Source organism: Pantoea sp. B_9, assembly GCF_008632015.1.
GTDB lineage: Bacteria > Pseudomonadota > Gammaproteobacteria > Enterobacterales > Enterobacteriaceae > Pantoea > Pantoea dispersa.
The window spans coordinates 55,873-75,784 of the sequence record NZ_VWVL01000005.1 but is presented as its reverse complement, the minus strand read 5'-3'; the positions used below and the strand labels follow the sequence as shown (position 1 = coordinate 75,784).

At 58.3% G+C, this 19,912-nt stretch carries 14 protein-coding genes; 12 read left to right on the top strand and 2 right to left on the bottom strand.

All coding sequences use genetic code 11. The annotated features are described in order from the left end of the window. Nucleotides 1–502: 502 nt before the first annotated feature. From F3I21_RS15925 to F3I21_RS15900, 6 genes are all read left to right on the top strand, one after another. Nucleotides 503–1,849 (top strand): MFS transporter, encoded by a 1,347-nt coding sequence (locus tag F3I21_RS15925; protein WP_058771607.1) that lies wholly within the window; start codon nucleotides 503–505, stop codon nucleotides 1,847–1,849. Nucleotides 1,850–1,859: 10 nt separating this feature from the next. Then, on the top strand, nucleotides 1,860–3,206 hold the full coding sequence (locus F3I21_RS15920; RefSeq protein ID WP_088518118.1) for an enolase C-terminal domain-like protein: 1,347 nt from the start codon (nucleotides 1,860–1,862) through the stop codon (nucleotides 3,204–3,206). Nucleotides 3,207–3,216: 10 nt separating this feature from the next. Continuing rightward, nucleotides 3,217–4,548 (top strand): glucarate dehydratase, encoded by a 1,332-nt coding sequence (gene gudD / locus F3I21_RS15915; RefSeq protein WP_040679678.1) that lies wholly within the window; start codon nucleotides 3,217–3,219, stop codon nucleotides 4,546–4,548. Between the two features lie 52 nt (nucleotides 4,549–4,600). Next, on the top strand, nucleotides 4,601–5,368 hold the full coding sequence (gene garL / locus F3I21_RS15910) for a 2-dehydro-3-deoxyglucarate aldolase (protein ID WP_021507370.1): 768 nt from the start codon (nucleotides 4,601–4,603) through the stop codon (nucleotides 5,366–5,368). 19 nt (nucleotides 5,369–5,387) lie between these two features. Continuing rightward, nucleotides 5,388–6,272, top strand: coding sequence for a 2-hydroxy-3-oxopropionate reductase (gene garR / locus F3I21_RS15905; RefSeq protein ID WP_058771604.1), 885 nt, complete (start codon nucleotides 5,388–5,390; stop codon nucleotides 6,270–6,272). A gap of 85 nt (nucleotides 6,273–6,357) precedes the next feature. Further along, complete coding sequence (locus F3I21_RS15900; RefSeq protein ID WP_150059301.1) at nucleotides 6,358–7,497, top strand: glycerate kinase; 1,140 nt, start codon at nucleotides 6,358–6,360, stop codon at nucleotides 7,495–7,497. Nucleotides 7,498–7,782: 285 nt separating this feature from the next. Here the strand turns inward: F3I21_RS15900 and barA are convergent, their stop codons facing one another. Continuing rightward, nucleotides 7,783–10,512 carry a two-component sensor histidine kinase BarA gene (gene barA / locus F3I21_RS15895; RefSeq protein ID WP_150059300.1) on the bottom strand — a complete coding sequence of 910 codons (2,730 nt, stop codon included), beginning with the start codon at nucleotides 10,510–10,512 and terminating at the stop codon, nucleotides 7,783–7,785. 90 nt (nucleotides 10,513–10,602) lie between these two features. On the opposite strand from barA, the gene rlmD reads away from it, so the two are divergent. The 6 genes from rlmD (at nucleotide 10,603) to queE (ending at nucleotide 19,172) form a co-directional block, all read left to right on the top strand. After that, nucleotides 10,603–11,919 (top strand): 23S rRNA (uracil(1939)-C(5))-methyltransferase RlmD, encoded by a 1,317-nt coding sequence (rlmD, locus tag F3I21_RS15890; RefSeq protein ID WP_150059299.1) that lies wholly within the window; start codon nucleotides 10,603–10,605, stop codon nucleotides 11,917–11,919. Between the two features lie 32 nt (nucleotides 11,920–11,951). Next, nucleotides 11,952–14,186, top strand: coding sequence for a GTP diphosphokinase (relA, locus tag F3I21_RS15885; protein ID WP_021507365.1), 2,235 nt, complete (start codon nucleotides 11,952–11,954; stop codon nucleotides 14,184–14,186). 109 nt (nucleotides 14,187–14,295) lie between these two features. Next, nucleotides 14,296–15,078 (top strand): nucleoside triphosphate pyrophosphohydrolase, encoded by a 783-nt coding sequence (mazG, locus tag F3I21_RS15880; protein WP_125310165.1) that lies wholly within the window; start codon nucleotides 14,296–14,298, stop codon nucleotides 15,076–15,078. 259 nt (nucleotides 15,079–15,337) lie between these two features. Further along, on the top strand, nucleotides 15,338–16,975 hold the full coding sequence (gene pyrG / locus F3I21_RS15875) for a glutamine hydrolyzing CTP synthase (protein ID WP_021507363.1): 1,638 nt from the start codon (nucleotides 15,338–15,340) through the stop codon (nucleotides 16,973–16,975). A gap of 77 nt (nucleotides 16,976–17,052) precedes the next feature. After that, nucleotides 17,053–18,351, top strand: coding sequence for a phosphopyruvate hydratase (gene eno, locus F3I21_RS15870; RefSeq protein ID WP_021507362.1), 1,299 nt, complete (start codon nucleotides 17,053–17,055; stop codon nucleotides 18,349–18,351). Between the two features lie 149 nt (nucleotides 18,352–18,500). Continuing rightward, nucleotides 18,501–19,172 carry a 7-carboxy-7-deazaguanine synthase QueE gene (gene queE / locus F3I21_RS15865; protein ID WP_021507361.1) on the top strand — a complete coding sequence of 224 codons (672 nt, stop codon included), beginning with the start codon at nucleotides 18,501–18,503 and terminating at the stop codon, nucleotides 19,170–19,172. A 207-nt stretch (nucleotides 19,173–19,379) separates the two neighbouring features. Here queE and queD read toward each other — a convergent pair whose 3' ends face one another. Beyond that, nucleotides 19,380–19,742: a 6-carboxytetrahydropterin synthase QueD gene (gene queD, locus F3I21_RS15860; protein WP_176428100.1), complete on the bottom strand. Its 363-nt coding sequence runs from the start codon at nucleotides 19,740–19,742 to the stop codon at nucleotides 19,380–19,382. Between the last annotated feature and the right edge of the window lie 170 nt (nucleotides 19,743–19,912).

Sequence of the window (19,912 nt, the reverse complement as noted above, 5' to 3'; positions counted from 1 at the left end):
ACCTTCCGGTTCGTCGCACCGGTCATAGCGGTGCGGTTGAAATCACGTCCGTCACATCATCGTTATTTGCCAGCCTCAGTATAAGCAGGGGTATTCACCCGCGCATTGTGCAACTGACTGGCTTTGTGCCGCGATCGGCGCGCAGTTTGGTTCGTTTTACCAAACGCAAGTGAAGAGCCTCACAAAGCGTACGCTTGCTGTTCACTTTTGCAGCAACCTGGCGGCTGGATAGCGGGTTCCGTGAGCCACGCCGCAGCATTATGGGCAAATGCCAGAAAATCGTGCCGGATTGATGATTATCCTCGGGCGTTCCTCCAGTGTTTTGCGGCGATGCTGTTCCTATACTGATTGCCGTTCTTCGACGTTTGGTTATTCGTCACGACGCATCATCGTTTTGCCATAACAACAATCGCCGTGTTTAACCCAACATCATTCTGATACCCAACGCGATGTGTATGCAGTCAGAGTGAATGTAGCGTTCGCTATATTTCAGGAGTGCATCATGAATAGTTACAGCCAGACAGCGGCAGCGGTGCAGAAGCGCACCAACGCCCGTTACTGGATTGTGGTGATGTTATTTATCGTCACCTCGTTCAACTACGGTGACCGGGCCACCATTTCGATTGCCGGTTCGGCGATGTCGAAGGAGATCGGTCTCGATTCCGTCGGCCTCGGCTACATCTTCTCCGCCTTCTCGTGGGCGTACGTTATCGGTCAGATTCCTGGCGGCTGGCTGCTGGACCGCTTCGGCTCCAAACGTGTCTATTTCTGGAGCATCTTCCTGTGGTCGCTGTTTACCCTGTTGCAGGGCTTCGTCGACATCTTTAGCGGCTTCGGCATTGTGGTGTCGCTGTTCCTGCTGCGCTTCATGGTGGGGCTGGCGGAAGCGCCATCTTTCCCGGGTAACAGCCGTATTGTTGCTGCCTGGTTCCCGGCGCAGGAGCGCGGTACCGCCGTCGCCATCTTTAACTCCGCCCAGTACTTCGCCACGGTGATTTTCGCACCGATCATGGGCTGGCTGGTGGCCGAGGTGGGCTGGGCGCACGTGTTCTGGTTCATGGGCGGGCTGGGCATCATTCTCAGTTTTATCTGGCTGAAAGTAATTCATGACCCGAACGATCACCCTGGCGTGAACAAAGCCGAGCTGGAGTACATGGAGCAGGGCGGTGCGCTGATCAACATGGATGCGAAGAAAGCCGAGCGTAAAGTGAGCTGGGATGAGAAGTGGTTTCAAATCAAGCAACTGCTCTCCACCCGCATGATGTGGGGGATCTATCTCGGTCAGTACTGCGTTAACGCCCTGACCTATTTCTTTATTACCTGGTTCCCGGTGTATCTGGTGCAGGCGCGCGGTATGTCGATTCTTAAAGCCGGCATGATCGCCTCGATTCCCGCCATCTGCGGCTTCCTCGGCGGCGTGCTGGGCGGCGTGATTTCAGATTATCTGATGCGTAAAACCGGCTCGCTGAACATCGCGCGTAAAACCCCGATTGTCATCGGCATGCTGCTCTCCATCAGCATGGTGATGTGTAACTACACCGAAACCGAATGGGTAGTGGTGCTGTTTATGGCGCTGGCGTTCTTTGGTAAAGGCATTGGTGCGCTGGGCTGGGCGGTGATGGCCGATACCGCACCCAAAGAGATCAGCGGCCTGAGCGGCGGTCTGTTCAATATGTTCGGTAACTTCTCTGGCATCGTCACGCCGATTGCCATTGGTTACATCATCGCCACCAGCGGTTCGTTTGAAGGGGCGCTGATTTATGTCGGCATCCATGCGTTTGTGGCGGCGTTCAGCTTCCTGGTGATAACCGGCGATATCAAACGTGTCGAACTCAAACCCCGGTCATAAGGAACCGAATATGAATACGCAAAGTTCCCCGGTGATTACCGACATGCAGGTGGTTCCGGTGGCGGGTTACGACAGCATGCTGCTCAACATCGGCGGCGCGCACAGCGCCTGCTTCACCCGCAATATCGTGGTGCTGACCGACAGCGCCGGTCACACCGGCGTCGGCGAAGCGCCGGGCGGTGAAACCATTTATCAGACGCTGGTCGCGGCAATACCGCAGGTGAAAGGGCAGCAGGTGGCGCGCATGAACCGGCTGGTGCAGCAGGTGCACAAAGGCAACCAGTCGGCGGATTTCGATACCTTCGGCAACGGCGCCTGGACGTTTGAGCTGCGGGTCAATGCGGTGGCGGCGCTGGAAGCGGCGCTGCTCGACCTGCTCGGCCAGTGCCTCGGCGTGCCAGTGGCCGAGCTGCTGGGGCCAGGTCAGCAGCGCGATGAGGTCACGGTGCTGGGCTACCTGTTTTACATTGGCGATCGGCGTAAAACTGATTTGCCGTATCAGAGCGGCGACGCGGCCGGTCACGACTGGTATCACTTGCGCCATCAGGAGGCGCTGACGCCGGACGCGGTGGTGCGCTTAGCCGAAGCGGCGCAGGACAGGTACGGCTTCAAAGATTTCAAACTGAAAGGCGGCGTGCTGCCGGGCGAGCAGGAGATTGCCTCGGCGGTGGCACTGAAGCAGCGTTTCCCGGACGCGCGCATCACCGTCGATCCCAACGGCGCCTGGCATCTGGATGAAGCCATCGCGCTGTGCAAAGGCATGCACGAGGTGCTGACCTATGCCGAAGATCCGTGCGGTGCCGAGCAGGGATATTCCGGGCGCGAAGTCATGGCCGAGTTTCGCCGCGCCACCGGTCTGCCGGTCGCCACCAATATGATCGCCACCAACTGGCGTGAGATGAACCACGCGGTGATGCTCAACGCGGTCGATATTCCGCTGGCCGACCCGCACTTCTGGACGCTGAGCGGCGCGGTACGCGTGGCGCAGCTGTGTGATGAGTGGGGGCTGACCTGGGGCTGCCACTCCAATAATCACTTCGACATTTCGCTGGCGATGTTTACCCACGTCGGCGCAGCGGCACCGGGTAAACCGACCGCCATCGATACCCACTGGATTTGGCAGGAGGGCGACCAGCGCCTGACCAAAGAGCCGCTGCAGATCCGCAACGGCAAAATTGCCGTGCCGGACAAGCCCGGCCTCGGTGTTGAGCTGGACTGGGATCGCCTGCGCCAGGCTAACGCCCTGTATCAATCGCTGCCGGCAGGCGCACGTAATGACGCCACGGCAATGCAATATCTGGTTCCCGGATGGTCGTTCGACCGCAAGCGTCCGGCTTTTGGACGCCGCCATGCATAAGGAGCAGGAAATGAGTCACACCCCGAAAATTACAGCAATGCAGGTCATTCCGGTGGCCGGTTACGACAGCATGCTGCTGAATCTGAGCGGTGCCCACGCGCCGTTTTTTACCCGCAATATCGTGATTGTGAAAGATAACGCCGGCCACACGGGCGTGGGCGAGATCCCCGGCGGCGAGAAAATTCGTCAGACGCTGGAAGACGCGGCGGCGCTGGTAACCGGAAAAACCGTCGGCGAGTACAAAAATATCCTCACCCTGGTACGCACCACCTTTGCCGATCGCGATGCCAGCGGGCGCGGCAATCAGACCTTTGACCTGCGCACCACCATTCACGTGGTGACCGGCATCGAAGCGGCGCTGCTGGATCTGCTCGGCCAGCATCTGGGCGTCAACGTGGCGTCGCTGCTGGGCGAAGGACAGCAGCGTGACCGCGTCGAGATGCTCGGCTACCTGTTTTACGTCGGCGATCGCCGCAAAACGTCACTGCCGTATCAGAGCCAGACCGATGATCCGTGCGACTGGTATCGCCTGCGGCATGAGGAAGCCCTGACGCCGGACGCGGTGGTGCGCCTGGCAGAAGCCGCCTATGAAAAATATGGCTTTAACGATTTCAAACTGAAAGGTGGCGTACTGCGCGGCGGTGAAGAGGCCGAAGCAGTAACCGCACTGGCGAAGCGTTTCCCGCAGGCGCGCGTGACGCTTGATCCCAACGGGGCCTGGTCGCTGAATGAGGCCATCCTGCTCGGTAAACAGCTGAAAGGCGTGCTGGCTTATGCAGAAGATCCGTGCGGCGCTGAACAGGGTTACTCCGGACGTGAAGTGATGGCCGAGTTCCGGCGCGCCACCGGTCTGCCTACCGCCACCAATATGATCGCCACCGACTGGCGCCAGATGGGCCACACGCTGTCGCTGCAGTCGGTCGATATTCCGCTGGCCGATCCGCACTTCTGGACCATGCAGGGCTCGGTGCGCGTGGCGCAGATGTGTCACGACTTCGGCCTGACCTGGGGTTCGCACTCCAACAACCATTTCGATGTTTCGCTGGCGATGTTCACCCATGTGGCCGCCGCCGCACCGGGCGCCATTACCGCCATCGACACCCACTGGATCTGGCAGGAGGGCAACCAGCGCCTGACCAAAGAGCCGTTGCAGATCAAGGGCGGCATGGTGCAGGTGCCGCAGAAGCCGGGCCTTGGCGTCGAACTGGACATGGATCAGGTGATGCAGGCCCATGCGCTGTATCAGCAGCATGGACTGGGCGCGCGCGACGATGCGCAGGCGATGCAGTTCCTCGTGCCGAACTGGACATTTGATAACAAGCGTCCGTGCCTGGTGCGCTGATTTTATTCCGCGCGCCCGCGGGCGGCGGTGCTAAATAACAGGAGTAGAGATCATGAGCAATGCCTGGCCCAACCCTTTTCGTCGTCGTTTGCTGGCAGGGGAAACCCTGATTGGCAGCTGGTGCGCCCTTGCCAATCCTCTCACCACGGAAGTGCTGGGGCTGGCGGGCTTTGACTGGCTGGTGCTGGACGGCGAACACGCGCCGAACGACATCACCACCTTTATTCCGCAACTGATGGCGCTGAAAGGCAGCCCGAGCGCGCCGGTGGTGCGACCGCCGTGCAATGAGCCGATCATCATCAAGCGTCTGCTGGATATTGGCTTCTATAACTTCCTGATTCCGTTTGTGGAAACTGCAGAAGAGGCGGCGCGCGCGGTGGCATCGACCCGCTATCCGCCAGCCGGTATTCGCGGCGTGTCGGTTTCGCATCGCAGCAACATGTACGGCACGCTGGCGGACTACAACGCCACCATCAATGACAACATCACCGTGCTGGTGCAAATCGAAACCCAGCAGGCGGTGGACAACATTGACGCCATCGCGGCGGTGGACGGCGTAGACGGCATCTTTGTCGGCCCGGGCGATCTGTCAGCGGCGCTGGGCTATCTCGGCCAGCCGGCGCATCCGGAAGTGCTGAAAGTGATCCGTTACATCCTTGAGCGCGCCAAAGCCGCCGGTAAGCCGAGCGGGATTCTGGCACCGGTGGAGGCTGACGCACGACGTTATCTCGAATGGGGTGCCAGCTTTGTTGCCGTCGGCAGCGATTTGGGTGTTTTCCGCCACGCCACGCAGGCGCTGTGCGACAAATTTAAGCAGTAACTGACGAAGGGGAAAGGCAATGAAAATTGGATTTATCGGCCTCGGCATCATGGGCAAACCGATGAGTAAAAACCTGGTGAAAGCCGGTTACACCCTGGTGGTGCGCGACCACAACGCCAGCAACGAAGCCGAACTGGTGGAGCTGGGTGCCACCGTGGCGAAAACGCCGAAAGAGCTGGCCGCGCAGGTTGACGTGGTGATCACCATGGTGCCGAACTCACCGCAGGTGAAAGAGGTGTGTCTGGGCGAGAACGGCATCATCGAAGGGGCGAAGCCGGGGCTGGTGGTGATCGACATGAGCTCCATCGCGCCGCTGGCCAGCCGCGAAGTGCATGATGCGCTGGCAGAAAAAGGCATCAGAATGCTGGATGCGCCGGTGAGCGGCGGTGAGCCAAAAGCGATTGAAGGCACGCTGTCGGTAATGGTCGGCGGCGATAAAGCGCTGTTTGATCAGTGCTACGATGTTCTTAAGGCGATGGCCGGTTCGGTGGTGCACACCGGCGATATCGGCGCGGGCAACGTCACTAAACTGGCCAACCAGGTGATTGTGGCGCTCAACATTGCCGCGATGTCAGAAGCGCTGTCGCTGGCCACCAAAGCCGGCGTCAATCCGGAACTGGTTTACCAGGCGATTCGCGGCGGTCTGGCGGGCAGCACCGTGCTGGATGCCAAAGCGCCCATGGTGCTGGACCGCAACTTTAAGCCTGGCTTCCGTATCGATTTGCATATCAAGGATTTAGCCAATGCGCTTGATACCTCACACGGCATTGGTGCACATCTGCCGCTGACCGCGGCGGTGATGGAGATGATGCAGGCGCTTAAAGTCGACGGGCAGGGTACGTCCGATCATAGCGCGCTGGCTTGCTATTATGAAAAATTAGCCAAAGTTGAGATCACCCGGTAGTGCCCGCGTCCGGTATCTGCGGATGCCGGACGCTGTACTGCCTTAGCCAGACGGATTTCCGTCATCTACCGCGCTCGGATTGCCTATGAAAATTGTCATCGCACCGGATTCATACAAAGAGAGTTTGTCCGCCCTGGAAGTGGCTACCGCGATAGAAGCGGGATTTCGCGAAATTTTCCCCGCCGCTGACTATGTCAAAATACCGGTCGCCGACGGCGGAGAAGGCACGGTTGAAGCAATGGTGGCGGCAACCCAGGGCAACATCGTCAGACTGACGGTGACCGGGCCGCTCGGCGAGCCGGTCGACGCGTTTTACGGATTATCCGGTGATGCGCGTACCGCCTTTATTGAGATGGCGGCGGCCAGCGGGCTGGAGCTGGTGCCTGCGGCACAGCGCGATCCGCTGATCACCACTTCCTACGGTACCGGTGAACTGATCAAAAACGCGCTGGATCGCGGCGTCGATCACATCATCATCGGCATCGGCGGCAGCGCCACCAACGACGGCGGTGCCGGCATGGTGCAGGCGCTCGGTGCCCGGCTGCTGGACAGCGACGGCAGCGGGATTGGCTATGGCGGCGGGGCACTGCCGCAACTGGCGAAGATTGAGATCGCCGATCTGGATCCGCGCCTGCTGCAGTGCCGCATTGAAGTGGCGTGCGACGTGACCAATCCGCTGATTGGCGAAGAGGGGGCGTCGGCGATTTTTGGCCCGCAGAAGGGAGCCACGCCGCAGCTGGTGCAGCAGCTGGATGCCGCGCTCGGCCATTACGCCGCGATTATTCAGCGCGATCTGGATATTGATGTGCTGCACATCGCCGGCGGTGGTGCAGCCGGCGGCATGGGCGCGGCGCTGCATGCGTTTTGCCACGCGGAACTGCGGCGCGGCATTGAGATTGTCACCGAAGCGCTGGGGCTGGCGCAGCAGGTACGGGATGCCGATCTGGTGATTACCGGTGAAGGGCGCATCGACAGTCAGTCAGTCAACGGCAAAGTGCCGGTTGGCGTGGCGCAGGTGGCGAAGCAGTTCAATAAGCCGGTCATCGGTATTGCCGGCAGCCTGACGGCGGATGTCGGTGTGGTGCATCAGCACGGGATCGACGCGGTGTACAGCGTGCTGTCGGGTATCTGTTCGCTGGAAGAGGCGCTGGCCAATGCCGCGCAGAATGTCCGCCTGACGGCAAGGAACGTCGCTGCCACGATTAAGGTGGGGCAGGGGTTGTAGGGGGGAGGCGGTGCGGTTTTCCCCTCACCCTAACCCTCTCCCGGCGGGAGAGGGAACCGTCCGGCGCGATCCAGAGGAACAGCGCGAAATCCAAATCCTTGCACCATCAGCCCCCTCTCCCGCGTGCGGGAGAGGGCTGGGGTGAGGGCCCAGCGCACAACCCACAACCCACAACCCACAACCCACAACCCACAACCCACAACCCACAACCCACAACCCACAACCCACAACCCACAACCCACAACCCACAACCCACAACCCACAACCCACAACCCACAACCCTGACTACACCACGCCCAGCACCTGACGCGCTTCGCGCGCCACATTCGCCATCTCGTCGCTCAGCTCCAGCAGCTCTGGTTCCAGCGCTGCGATATCGCTCTCCTGATGCAGACTCTTCTCCAGCTGCTGACACAGCTGTTTCAGCCGCGGCACGCCGCTGTAGCTGGCGCTGCCGTGCAGCTTATGAATAATCTCGCGCAGCCCATCGACGTCATTCTGCGCCATACACTGCGCCACGCGCTGCTCCACTTCCGGCAGAAAATCCAGCAGCATCTGCAGCAGATCGCGCGCCAGCTCGGCTTTATTCGCCGCCTGGCGCAGCGCAAGCGCCCAGTCGAGTGAGGGCGCGATCGCCGGTTGTCGCACCGCGCTCGCCACGCTGCCCGGCGCATAGCGCTGCAGCAGCTGCTTCAGCTTGTCCTCATCAATCGGCTTGGCGAGATAATCATTCATGCCGGCGGCGATCAGCTGCTCGCGTTCGCCATCCAGCGCATGCGCCGTGACCGCGACAATCGGCGTGCTGGCGTGCTGTGGCAGGCTGCGGATGATCTCGCTGGCGCGAATGCCGTCGATGTCCGGCATCTGAATATCCATCAGAATCACGTCCAGCCGCTGCTGCCGCGCCTGATGAATCGCCTGACTGGCGTTGTCGCACAGAATGATGTTCTGGACCTGCTCCTCCAGCAATGCGCCGATCAGCTTCAGGTTGGCCGGATTATCATCCACCGCCATCACCGTCAGCGGCTGTCTTACGCCGCGCGGGGCGGCGTCGCTATGACGCATGTTGAGATCGAGCAGCATCGGCAGCAATCGCGTCAGCGACACCGGTTTGGCAATGCAGCCGGCAATACCGCGCGCGCGCAAATCGTCAGCGAACAGCATCATTTCGCTTGGCAGCGCCAGCAGCACGGAGTCGGCGTGTGCGCGCAGGCGGGCAATCAGCGCATCGGACAGCGTAGCCGGATGCGGATCGCTGACCGGCAGCCCCATCAGCAGCAGCGGGAAGTGGGCGTCGGGCAGATCGTCAAGGCTGGCAAAGTGCTGCACCTGCAGAGGCGTAATGCTCAGCATCTCCTGAACCGCTTTCGCCACCGCCGGATGGGGTTCGATATAAGCCAGCGGCGTGGCGTGCAGATCGTCCAGCATGCGTGGAATCGCCGGTGCGTTAGGATTAAGATCCAGATGTACCTGTACCCAGAAGGTGGAGCCCTGATTCTGCCGGCTGTGGAAGGCGATCTCACCGCCCATTTCGTGCACCAGTTTCTGCGTAATCACCAGGCCAAGACCGGTACCGCCGTGACGGCGCGAAATACTGGCATCCGCCTGACGAAAGGCCTGGAACAGCTGCGACTGCTGCTGCTCAGAGATACCGATGCCGGTATCGTGCACCTGAATCTCCAGTTCCGCCCGCGTGATGCTGAGATGACGCAGCTCGACGCGCAGATCAATGTGGCCGCGCTCGGTAAATTTGATGGCGTTGCCAATCAGGTTGATCAGAATTTGCTGCAGACGCAGCGGATCGCCAATCACATTATCCGGCACCTGTTTCTCCAGGCACACAGTGATCTCGAGGCCTTTCTCATGCGCGGACGGCGCCAGCAGCACCAGCGTTTCATCCAGCGTGGCGCGCAGCGGGAACGGGATCGACTCCAGCACCAGCTTACCGGCTTCCAGTTTGGAGAAATCGAGCACGTCGTTAATGATGCTCAGCAGGTTATTGGCCGAGCGCTCAATGGTGCTCATGTAATCACGCTGGTTGGTGCTCAGCCCGGTTTTCAGCATCTGGCGGGTAAAGCCAATCACGCCATTGAGCGGCGTGCGCAGCTCGTGCGACATATTGGCGAGAAACTCCGACTTGATGCGTGCCGCTTCCTGGGCGCGCTTTTTCGCCAGGTCCAGCTCGACGTTCTGAATCTCCAGCTGCTCGAGCGTTTCGCGCAGATCGTAGGTTGCCTGGTCGATGTTCTGCTGCATCTCTTCATGGTAGGCGGTGAGCGACATCGCCATGGCGTTGATGCCGTTTTTCAGGATGCTCAGCTCGCCCAGCATGTAGCCATCCACGCGGCTGTCGAGCTGGCCGCGCCGGATGCGGTCCACGGTGGTAACCATGTTGCGAATCGGGCCGGTGACGTCGCGCATCAGTCGATAGGCAAACAGCATGGCGATGCACAGGCAAAACAGCAGCAGCAGAGTGGCGACAAACACCTCTTTGTACTGCTCCAGCCGCACCGACTGCAGATCCAGCTCAATCGCCACATAACCCAGCGGATTGCCTGCCGGCTTGGCGTCTTCACCCGGCAGTTCGTCCACCGAATAGCGTTCAGAGATGATTGGCGTGCGGAGCACCATCAGGTTGCCGTGTCGCTCCACCGACACGCCATCCGCCAGCGTGGAAATATCGGCTTTTTGCAGCAGCGCGAGGTTCTGGTTGTTATTGGAGCTGACGTAGATGTGATTGTTGTTGTCGAAAACCGTAATGGCACGGACAATATCGGAATGACGGCGATGCAGCAGGCTGACCAGCTCGCGAATCGCATCACGATTATGCCACGTCATGCCGTACTCGCTCGACACCGCCAGCGGTTCGATAATGTTAGCGCCGGCATCGCGCACCTGGTGCTGCAGTTCGTTGTAGCGGTGCACCACGAAGAAGGTACTGAGCAGCAGGCCAATCATCAGCGTCGGCGCCAGTATCAGAATCATCATTCGCGCCCGCAGGCTATATTTGGTCATAATTGTGGCCTGGCGACTCCTGGCATTTTATCCCTGTGCAAAAACCGCGTACGGCTGCACACCTAATGAAAACTGAGAATTCACAATACTATGGCGCAATTTTACTCCGCAAAACAGCGCGTGACGACCAGGCAACGTCTCAGCGTCACCATTGACGAGCTCGATCCCTTTGGTCAGGGCGTAGCGCGCCATAACGGTAAAACGCTGTTTGTCAGCGGCGCGCTGCCCGGCGAACAGGCCGAGGTGATCCTGACCGAAGATAAGCGTCAGTTTGCGCGCGGCAAAGCCAAAAAGATTACACAACCGAGCCCGCAGCGCCAGCAACCGCGCTGCATCCATTTCGGCGTGTGCGGCGGCTGCCAGCAGCAGCACGTGTCCGTGGCGCTGCAGCAGGAGAGCAAAGCGCGGGCGCTGGGCCGCATGCTGAGTCAGGAAGCGGCGCTGCCGGTGCAGGTGGATGAGATCATCAGCGCTGCGCCCTGGGGCTATCGCCGGCGCGCGCGTCTCGGTTTGCAGTGGCTGCCGAAGCAGCAGCGCCTGCAGATGGGCTTCCGTCAGGCGGGCAGTAACGATCTGATTGATGTGACGCAATGCCCCGTTTTGGTGCCCGAGCTTGAGGCGCTGCTGCAGCCGCTGCACCACTGTCTCAGCAGCCTGCACGCAGCGAAACGGCTGGGGCATGTGGAACTGGTGCTGGCGGATAACGGTCCGCTAATGGTGCTGCGCCATCTTGATGCGCTCTCCGCTGCGGACCGGACAAAACTGGAACGTTTTTCGCATGAGCACCGGCTGATGATCTGGCTGGCGGACGGCAGTGACGCGCTGCAGGCGCTCGGTGCCGAGCAGCCTTACTACCGCTCGTTTGATTTGCAGCTAACCTTTAGCCCGCAGGATTTCATACAGGTCAACGATGGCGTGAATCAGCAGATGGTGGCACAGGCGATTGCCTGGCTGGATCTGCAGCCGGACGATCGGGTGCTGGATCTGTTCTGTGGCATGGGCAACTTCACATTGCCGCTAGGAAAGTTCGTACAAAATGCGGTGGGTGTGGAGGGCGTTGCAGCATTAGTGCGCCAGGCAGAGTATAATGCTCAGCTTAACAATCTCAGAAATGTCTGCTTCTTCCAGCACAATTTAGAGGAAGATGTCTCGCGCCAGCCCTGGGCGGCGCAGGGATTTAATAAGGTGTTACTGGATCCGGCGCGTGCCGGGGCCGCGGGCGTCATGTCGCATATCGTTAAACTTGCGCCGCAACGCGTGGTCTATGTTTCCTGTAACCCGACAACACTTGCCCGCGACAGTCAGACATTACTGTCGGCGGGCTACCATCTGGAAAGGGTCGCGATGCTGGATATGTTCCCTCATACCAGCCATCTCGAATCCATGGTGCTGTTTAGCAAAACATAAGCGATGTTTAAGTCGCTGTGGCAGGAGAGGATATGGTTGCGGTTAGAAGTGCGCATTTAAATACGGCCGGGGAATTTGCCCTTGACCAGTGGATCGCCAGCTTGAGTATCAGTAATCCGCAATCCTGCGAACGACTGGCGGAAACATGGCGCTACTGTGAAGCCGAAACGCACGACCATCCAGATCAGGCTCTGCTGCTGTGGCGCGGTATTGAGATGGTGGAAATTCTCACCATGCTCAGTATGGACATCGACAGTCTGCGCGCCGCGCTGCTGTTCCCGCTGGCCAATGCGGGCGTGGTGAGCGAAGAGGATCTGGAGAAGGCCTTTGGCAAAAGCATCGTCTCGCTGGTGCACGGCGTGCGCGATATGGATGCCATCCGCCAGCTGAAAGCCATTCACAACGACTCAATGGCCTCAGAGCAGGTGGATAACGTGCGCCGCATGCTGCTGGCGATGGTGGAAGATTTCCGCTGCGTGGTCATCAAGCTGGCAGAACGTATTGCCCACCTGCGCGAGATGAAAGATGCGCCAGAAGATGAGCGCGTGCTGGCGGCGAAAGAGAGCACCAACATTTATGCGCCGCTGGCCAACCGTCTCGGGATCGGCCAGCTCAAATGGGAGCTGGAAGATTACTGCTTCCGCTACCTGCATCCTGACGAATACAAACGCATCGCCAAACTGCTGCACGAACGCCGCATCGATCGTGAACAGTACATTGATAACTTCGTCGATAACCTGCGTAAAGAGATGCAAAAAGAGGGCGTGCGTGCGGAAGTTTACGGCCGTCCCAAGCATATCTACAGCATCTGGCGCAAAATGCAGAAGAAGTCGCTGGCGTTTGATGAGCTGTTCGACGTGCGTGCAGTGCGCATTGTCGCTGAACGCCTGCAGGACTGCTACGGCGCGCTCGGCACCGTCCACACGCTGTATCGTCATCTGCCTAGCGAGTTCGACGATTACGTCGCCAATCCCAAGCCAAACGGCTATCAGTCGATTCATACCGTGGTGCTGGGCCCGCAGGGCAAAACGGTCGAGATTCAGATCCGTACCCGTCAGATGCACGAGGACGCTGAACTGGGCGTCGCGGCACACTGGAAGTACAAAGAAGGACCGACGGCCAGCAACGCGCGCGGTGCCGCAGGGCACGAAGAGCGCATCGCCTGGCTGCGTAAACTGATTACCTGGCAGGAAGAGATGGCGGATTCCGGCGAGATGCTGGAAGAGGTGCGCAGCCAGGTATTTGATGACCGCGTTTATGTGTTTACGCCAAAGGGCGACGTGGTCGATTTGCCGGCCGGTTCCACGCCGCTCGACTTCGCCTACCACATTCACAGTGATATTGGTCATCGCTGCATCGGTGCCAAAATCGGCGGCCGTATTGTGCCCTTTACCTATCAGCTGCAGATGGGCGATCAGATTGAGGTGATCACCCAGAAGCAGCCGAACCCGAGCCGCGACTGGCTGAACCCCAACCTCGGCTATATCACCACCAGCCGCGGACGCTCGAAGATTCATGCCTGGTTCCGTAAACAGGATCGCGACAAAAATATCGCGGCCGGCCGGCAGATTCTGGATAGCGAGCTGGGCCAGCTGGATATCAGCATGCGCGAAGCCGAGAAGCTGCTGCTGCCGCGTTATAACGTCAGCTCGCAGGATGAGCTGCTGGCGATGATTGGTGGCGGAGATATCCGTCTTAACCAGATGGTTAACTTCCTGCAGGCGAAGCTCAACAAGCCGAGCGCTGAAGAGGAAGATCGCGAGGCGCTGCGTCAGCTGACGCAGAAATCGCATCAGCCGTCGTCGGCGCGCAAAGAGAGTGGCCGCGTGGTGGTGGAGGGTGTCGGCAATCTGCTGCACCACATTGCGCGCTGCTGCCAGCCGATTCCGGGCGATGATATTGTCGGGTTTATTACCCAGGGGCGCGGCATTTCGATTCACCGCGCCGACTGCGATCAGCTCAGCGAACTGATTTCGCATGCGCCGGAACGCATTGTCGATGCGGTGTGGGGCGAAAGTTACTCCAGCGGTTATTCGCTGGTGGTACGCGTGACGGCCAACGATCGCAGCGGGCTGCTGCGCGACATCACCACCATTCTGGCCAATGAAAAGGTCAACGTGCTGGGCGTGTCCAGCCGCAGCGACACCAAAAAGCAGCTCGCCACCATCGATATGGATATCGAGATTTATAACCAGCAGGTGCTGGGTCGCGTGCTGGCGCGCCTTAATCAGGTGCCGGATATTATCGATGCGCGCCGCTTACATTAAGCCCTGCTGAGACCGGTGCGCAGCAATGCGCACCCGGGCAAAACCGCGTAATTACCCTGCAGGGTCGCCATTGATGGCGGCTTTTTATCTTGTTGTTCCGGGGACTTTCATGACTGCTTTAAACCGCCTGCTCACCATCATGCAAACCCTGCGCGATCCGGTGCGCGGCTGCCCGTGGGATCGCCAGCAGACCTTCGCCTCTATCGCGCCGTATACGCTGGAAGAGACCTATGAAGTTATCGACGCCATCCAGCGCGAAGACTTTGACGATCTGCGCGGCGAACTGGGCGATCTGCTGTTTCAGGTGGTGTTCTACGCCCGCATGGCCGAGGAGCAGCAGCGTTTCAATTTCGATGACATCTGCAACGCCATCAGTGACAAACTGGAGCGTCGCCATCCGCACATCTTCGGCGAAGTCCAGGTCGATTCCACGGCCGAAGTGCTGAAAAACTGGGAGGCGATCAAGCAGCGTGAGCGTGCGGAGAAGTCTCAGCACTCGGTGCTGGACGATATCCCGAAAGCGCTGCCGGCGCTGATGCGCGCTTATAAAATCCAGAAGCGCTGTCACAGCGTAGGCTTCGACTGGGACAGCCTCGGGCCGGTGCTGGATAAAGTGCATGAAGAGATCGACGAAGTGATGCATGAAGCCCAGCAGGCGGTGGTGGACAGCGACAAGCTGGAAGAGGAGATTGGCGATCTGCTGTTCGCTACCGTCAATCTGTCACGCCATCTCGGCAGCAAAGCGGAAACCGCGCTGCAAAAGGCCAATGACAAGTTCGAGCGCCGCTTCCGTCAGGTCGAGAATATTATTCAGGCCCAGGGGCTGAGCATGGAACAGGCTACGCTGGCGCAGATGGAAGCCGCCTGGCAGCAGGTCAAAGCCGGCGAATAACCTTATTCAACATCTCTGCGCAGCGCCGGTGATTATTCCAGCGCTGAGCATAAAATCACCGCCTGAGCTTACTCGATTCAGCCAGTCGGCAACTTTGTGACGTACGTCAACATTTCACCCGGCACTCTCCGCTATGTTACAGGCTGTAATGCGAGGAGGATGGTGTGATTCATCAATTGTGGCTGCGGACGACTTCGGGTATACTGTTTTCCCGTCCTGGTTATTCCACCGTCTTTAAACCTAAACTCTCAGGTTCAGCATGACAACGAATTATATTTTTGTGACCGGCGGGGTCGTTTCCTCTCTGGGCAAAGGCATTGCCGCAGCCTCCCTCGCAGCCATCCTTGAAGCACGTGGTCTGAATGTGACCATCATGAAACTCGATCCGTATATCAACGTCGATCCGGGTACCATGAGCCCTACACAGCACGGTGAAGTGTTCGTCACCGATGACGGGGCCGAGACCGATCTGGATTTAGGTCACTACGAGCGCTTCATCCGTACTAAAATGTCGCGCCGCAACAACTTTACTACCGGCCGTATCTACTCAGAAGTGCTGCGCAAAGAGCGTCGCGGCGACTATCTGGGCGCGACCATTCAGGTTATCCCACACATCACCAACGCCATCAAAGAGCGCATCATTGAAGGTGGCGAAGGTCATGACGTCGTGCTGGTGGAAATCGGCGGAACCGTGGGCGATATCGAATCCCTGCCGTTCCTGGAAGCGATTCGTCAGATGGCGGTCGATGTTGGCCGTGAACACACCATGTACATGCACCTGACGCTGGTGCCTTACATGGCGGCGGCGGGTGAAGTGAAAACCAAGCCAACTCAGCACTCGGTCAAAGAGCTGCTGTCGATTGGTATTCAGCCTGACGTGCTGATTTGCCGTTCAGACCGCGCGGTGCCCGCTAACGAGCGCGCGAAGATCGCCCTGTTCTGTAACGTGCCGGAAAAAGCGGTTATCTCGCTAAAAGACGTTGATTCGATCTACAAGATCCCGGGCCTGCTGAAATCGCAGGGTCTGGATGATTACATCTGCAAGCGTTTCAACCTGAGCGCGCCGGAAGCCAATCTGGCCGAGTGGGAGCAGGTGATTTACGAAGAAGCCAATCCGGGCGGCGAAGTCACCATCGGTATGGTCGGCAAATATGTCGAACTGCCGGATGCCTACAAATCCGTGATTGAAGCGCTGAAGCACGGCGGCCTGAAAAATCGCGTCACCGTGAACATCAAGCTGATCGATTCGCAGGATGTGGAAACGCGCGGCGTCGAAATTCTGAAAGATCTTGATGCTATCCTGATTCCTGGTGGCTTCGGTTACCGCGGTGTGGAAGGGAAATTGCTGACCGCGCAATACGCGCGTGAAAACAACATTCCGTACCTCGGCATTTGCCTTGGCATGCAGATTGCGCTGATGGAATTCGCGCGCAACGTGGCCGGGATGGAAGGCGCCAACTCCACTGAATTTGTGCCAGACTGTAAGTACCCGGTGGTTGCGTTAATCACCGAATGGCGCGATGAAAACGGTAACGTTGAACAGCGTACCGAGCAGAGCGATCTGGGCGGCACCATGCGTCTGGGAAGCCAGCAGTGCCAACTGACGCCGGAAAGCAAAGTGCGCCAGCTGTACGGCTCTGACGTCATTACTGAGCGTCATCGCCACCGTTACGAAGTAAACAATCTGCTGCTGAAGCAGATTGAAGCGGCGGGTCTGCACATTGCAGGCCGTTCCGGCGACGATCAACTGGTGGAGATCATCGAGATCCCGAATCATCCATGGTTTGTAGCCTGCCAGTTCCACCCGGAATTCACGTCGACCCCGCGTGATGGTCATCCGCTGTTCGCTGGCTTTGTGAAAGCCGCGCAGGAGCACCAGAAGCGTTTAGCGAAGTAAGAGTTTAACGAACAGCGCGCGAACTTTTCGCGCGTTGTTTGTCTTAGGATTGACTAACTTGTACTGAGGAAAATCGAATGTCCAAAATCGTTAAAGTCATCGGTCGCGAAATCATCGACTCCCGTGGCAACCCGACTGTAGAAGCAGAAGTGCATCTGGAAGGCGGTTTCGTTGGTCTGGCTGCTGCGCCATCAGGTGCATCAACCGGTTCACGCGAAGCACTGGAGCTGCGTGACGGTGATAAGTCTCGTTTCCTGGGCAAAGGCGTAACCAAAGCGGTTGCTGCGGTTAACGGCCCAATCGCTGACGCGGTAAAAGGCAAAGATGCCAAAGACCAGGCGAACATCGATAAGATCATGATCGAGCTGGACGGTACTGACAACAAATCCAACTTCGGTGCAAACGCCATTCTGGCGGTTTCTCTGGCAGCAGCGAAAGCAGCAGCAGCCTCTAAAGGCCTGCCACTGTACGCACACATTGCAGAACTGAACGGCACCCCGGGCAAATACTCTATGCCACTGCCAATGATGAACATCATCAACGGTGGTGAGCACGCGGATAACAACGTTGATATCCAGGAGTTCATGATTCAGCCGGTTGGCGCGAAAACCGTGAAAGAAGCCATCCGTATGGGTTCTGAAGTATTCCATCACCTGGCTAAAGTCCTGAAAGCCAAAGGCATGAACACTGCGGTGGGTGACGAAGGTGGCTACGCGCCAAACCTGGGTTCAAACGCCGAAGCGCTGGCCGTTATCGCTGAAGCTGTTAAAGCAGCAGGCTACGAGCTGGGCAAAGACATCACCCTGGCGATGGACTGCGCAGCATCTGAATTCTACAAAGACGGCAAATATGTGCTGGCTGGCGAAGGCAACAAAGCCTTCACTTCTGAAGAGTTCACCCACTTCCTGGAAGACCTGACCAAACAGTACCCAATCGTTTCTATCGAAGACGGTCTGGATGAGTCTGACTGGAACGGCTTCGCTTACCAGACCAAAGTGCTGGGCGACAAAATTCAGCTGGTGGGCGACGACCTGTTCGTGACCAACACCAAAATCCTGAAAGAAGGCATCGAGAAAGGCATCGCTAACTCTATCCTGATCAAATTCAACCAGATCGGTTCTCTGACCGAAACCCTGGCTGCGATCAAGATGGCGAAAGACGCTGGCTACACCGCGGTCATCTCTCACCGCTCTGGCGAAACTGAAGACGCGACCATCGCTGACCTGGCGGTCGGTACTGCCGCTGGCCAGATCAAAACCGGTTCTATGAGCCGTTCTGACCGCGTTGCTAAGTACAACCAGCTGATTCGTATCGAAGAAGCGCTGGGTGACAAAGCGCCGTTCAACGGTCTGAAAGAAGTTAAAGGCCAGGCGTAATCGCCTGCGGATGTGGCTAAATGGCCACATCGCCTGACATCAAGCCCCGCCTCGTGCGGGGCTTTTGCTTTTTATGGCACGAAGCAGCTGTGAAGCGACGCACAAAATCTGCCATAATCTGCGCCTCGAATTTCTGATGTGAGTAAAAAATGTTCTACCCGATTAACGAAATGTTCCAGACGCTGCAGGGCGAAGGTTTTTACACCGGCGTGCCGGCCATCTTTATCCGCTTACAAGGATGTCCGGTGGGCTGTAGCTGGTGTGATACCAAACATACCTGGGAAACGCGGGCGGATCGGGAGACGTCGCTGGGGGACATTCTGGTCAAAACCGTGGAGAGCGATGCCTGGGGCAGCGCCGATGCGGCCACGCTGATTGAGAGCATTCAGCGTCAGGGCTGGACCGCCCGCCATGTGGTAATCACCGGCGGTGAGCCGGCAATTTTTGACTTACGTCCACTGACCGAAGCGCTGGAAGCGGCCGGTTTTCAGTGTCAGATTGAAACCAGCGGCACGCATGAAGTGCACTGTTCCGCTGCCACCTGGGTGACGGTGTCGCCGAAGGTGAACATGCGGGGTGGCTACGATGTGCTGCCGCAGGCGCTGCAGCGTGCCGATGAGATTAAACATCCGGTGGCGCGTGAGCGGGATGTGGAAGCGCTGGATGCGCTGCTGGCTGGCCTGCAGGATGAGAAAAAACGCATTGTGGCGCTGCAGCCCATCAGCCGTGGCGAGGCGGCGACCAGACTGTGTATCGAAACCTGCATTGCCCGCAACTGGCGGCTTTCGATGCAGACGCACAAATACCTGAACATCGCCTGATTCACCCGATGCGCACCCGGCAAAATTAACGCAATTGTGGCGGGTAAGCATCAATGCGCACCCTGTAAAACTCATTACACCGTAGGGTCGCCATTGATGGCGACCTGGCCAATGGTAGCCGATGCGCATTAATGCGCACCCAGTAAAAATCCGCACTGCACCGTAGGGTCGCCATTGATGGCGACCTTCTGACCTTTACCGCGACTGTCAGCCGCGATAGACGCAGCCTGCGGTGCAGGTCTCTTTGATCATCACTGCACTCAGCTCAGGCAGAATCGGCTTCATCTCATCCCAGATCCATTTCGCCAGCACTTCGCTGGTCGGGTTCTCCAGACCGGGAATATCGTTGAGATAATGGTGATCGAGGCGATCGTAGATCGGCCTGAACGCCGCCTTCAGTTCGGCAAAATCCATTACCCAACCGGTATGCGCATCCACTTCACCGGTAATTTCCAGTCGCACCAGAAATGAATGGCCGTGCAGACGACCGCATTTATGCCCTTCCGGCACGTGAGGTAAGCGGTGGGCCGCTTCAAACTGGAACTCTTTAAACAGCGTGGTAGACATAATGGCTCTCAGACGTAAAAACCGCTGAAGTCTACCTGAAAAGCAGATTTTTCGCACCCGCCAGCGCTGAAAAGGGCATTTCTGCTGATCTGCCGTTTACGCCGTAAATTAACTGATTGAATTACGACAACTTTATTTACCACTTTTACTGGTTAGTCTGACCCAAAAAACCA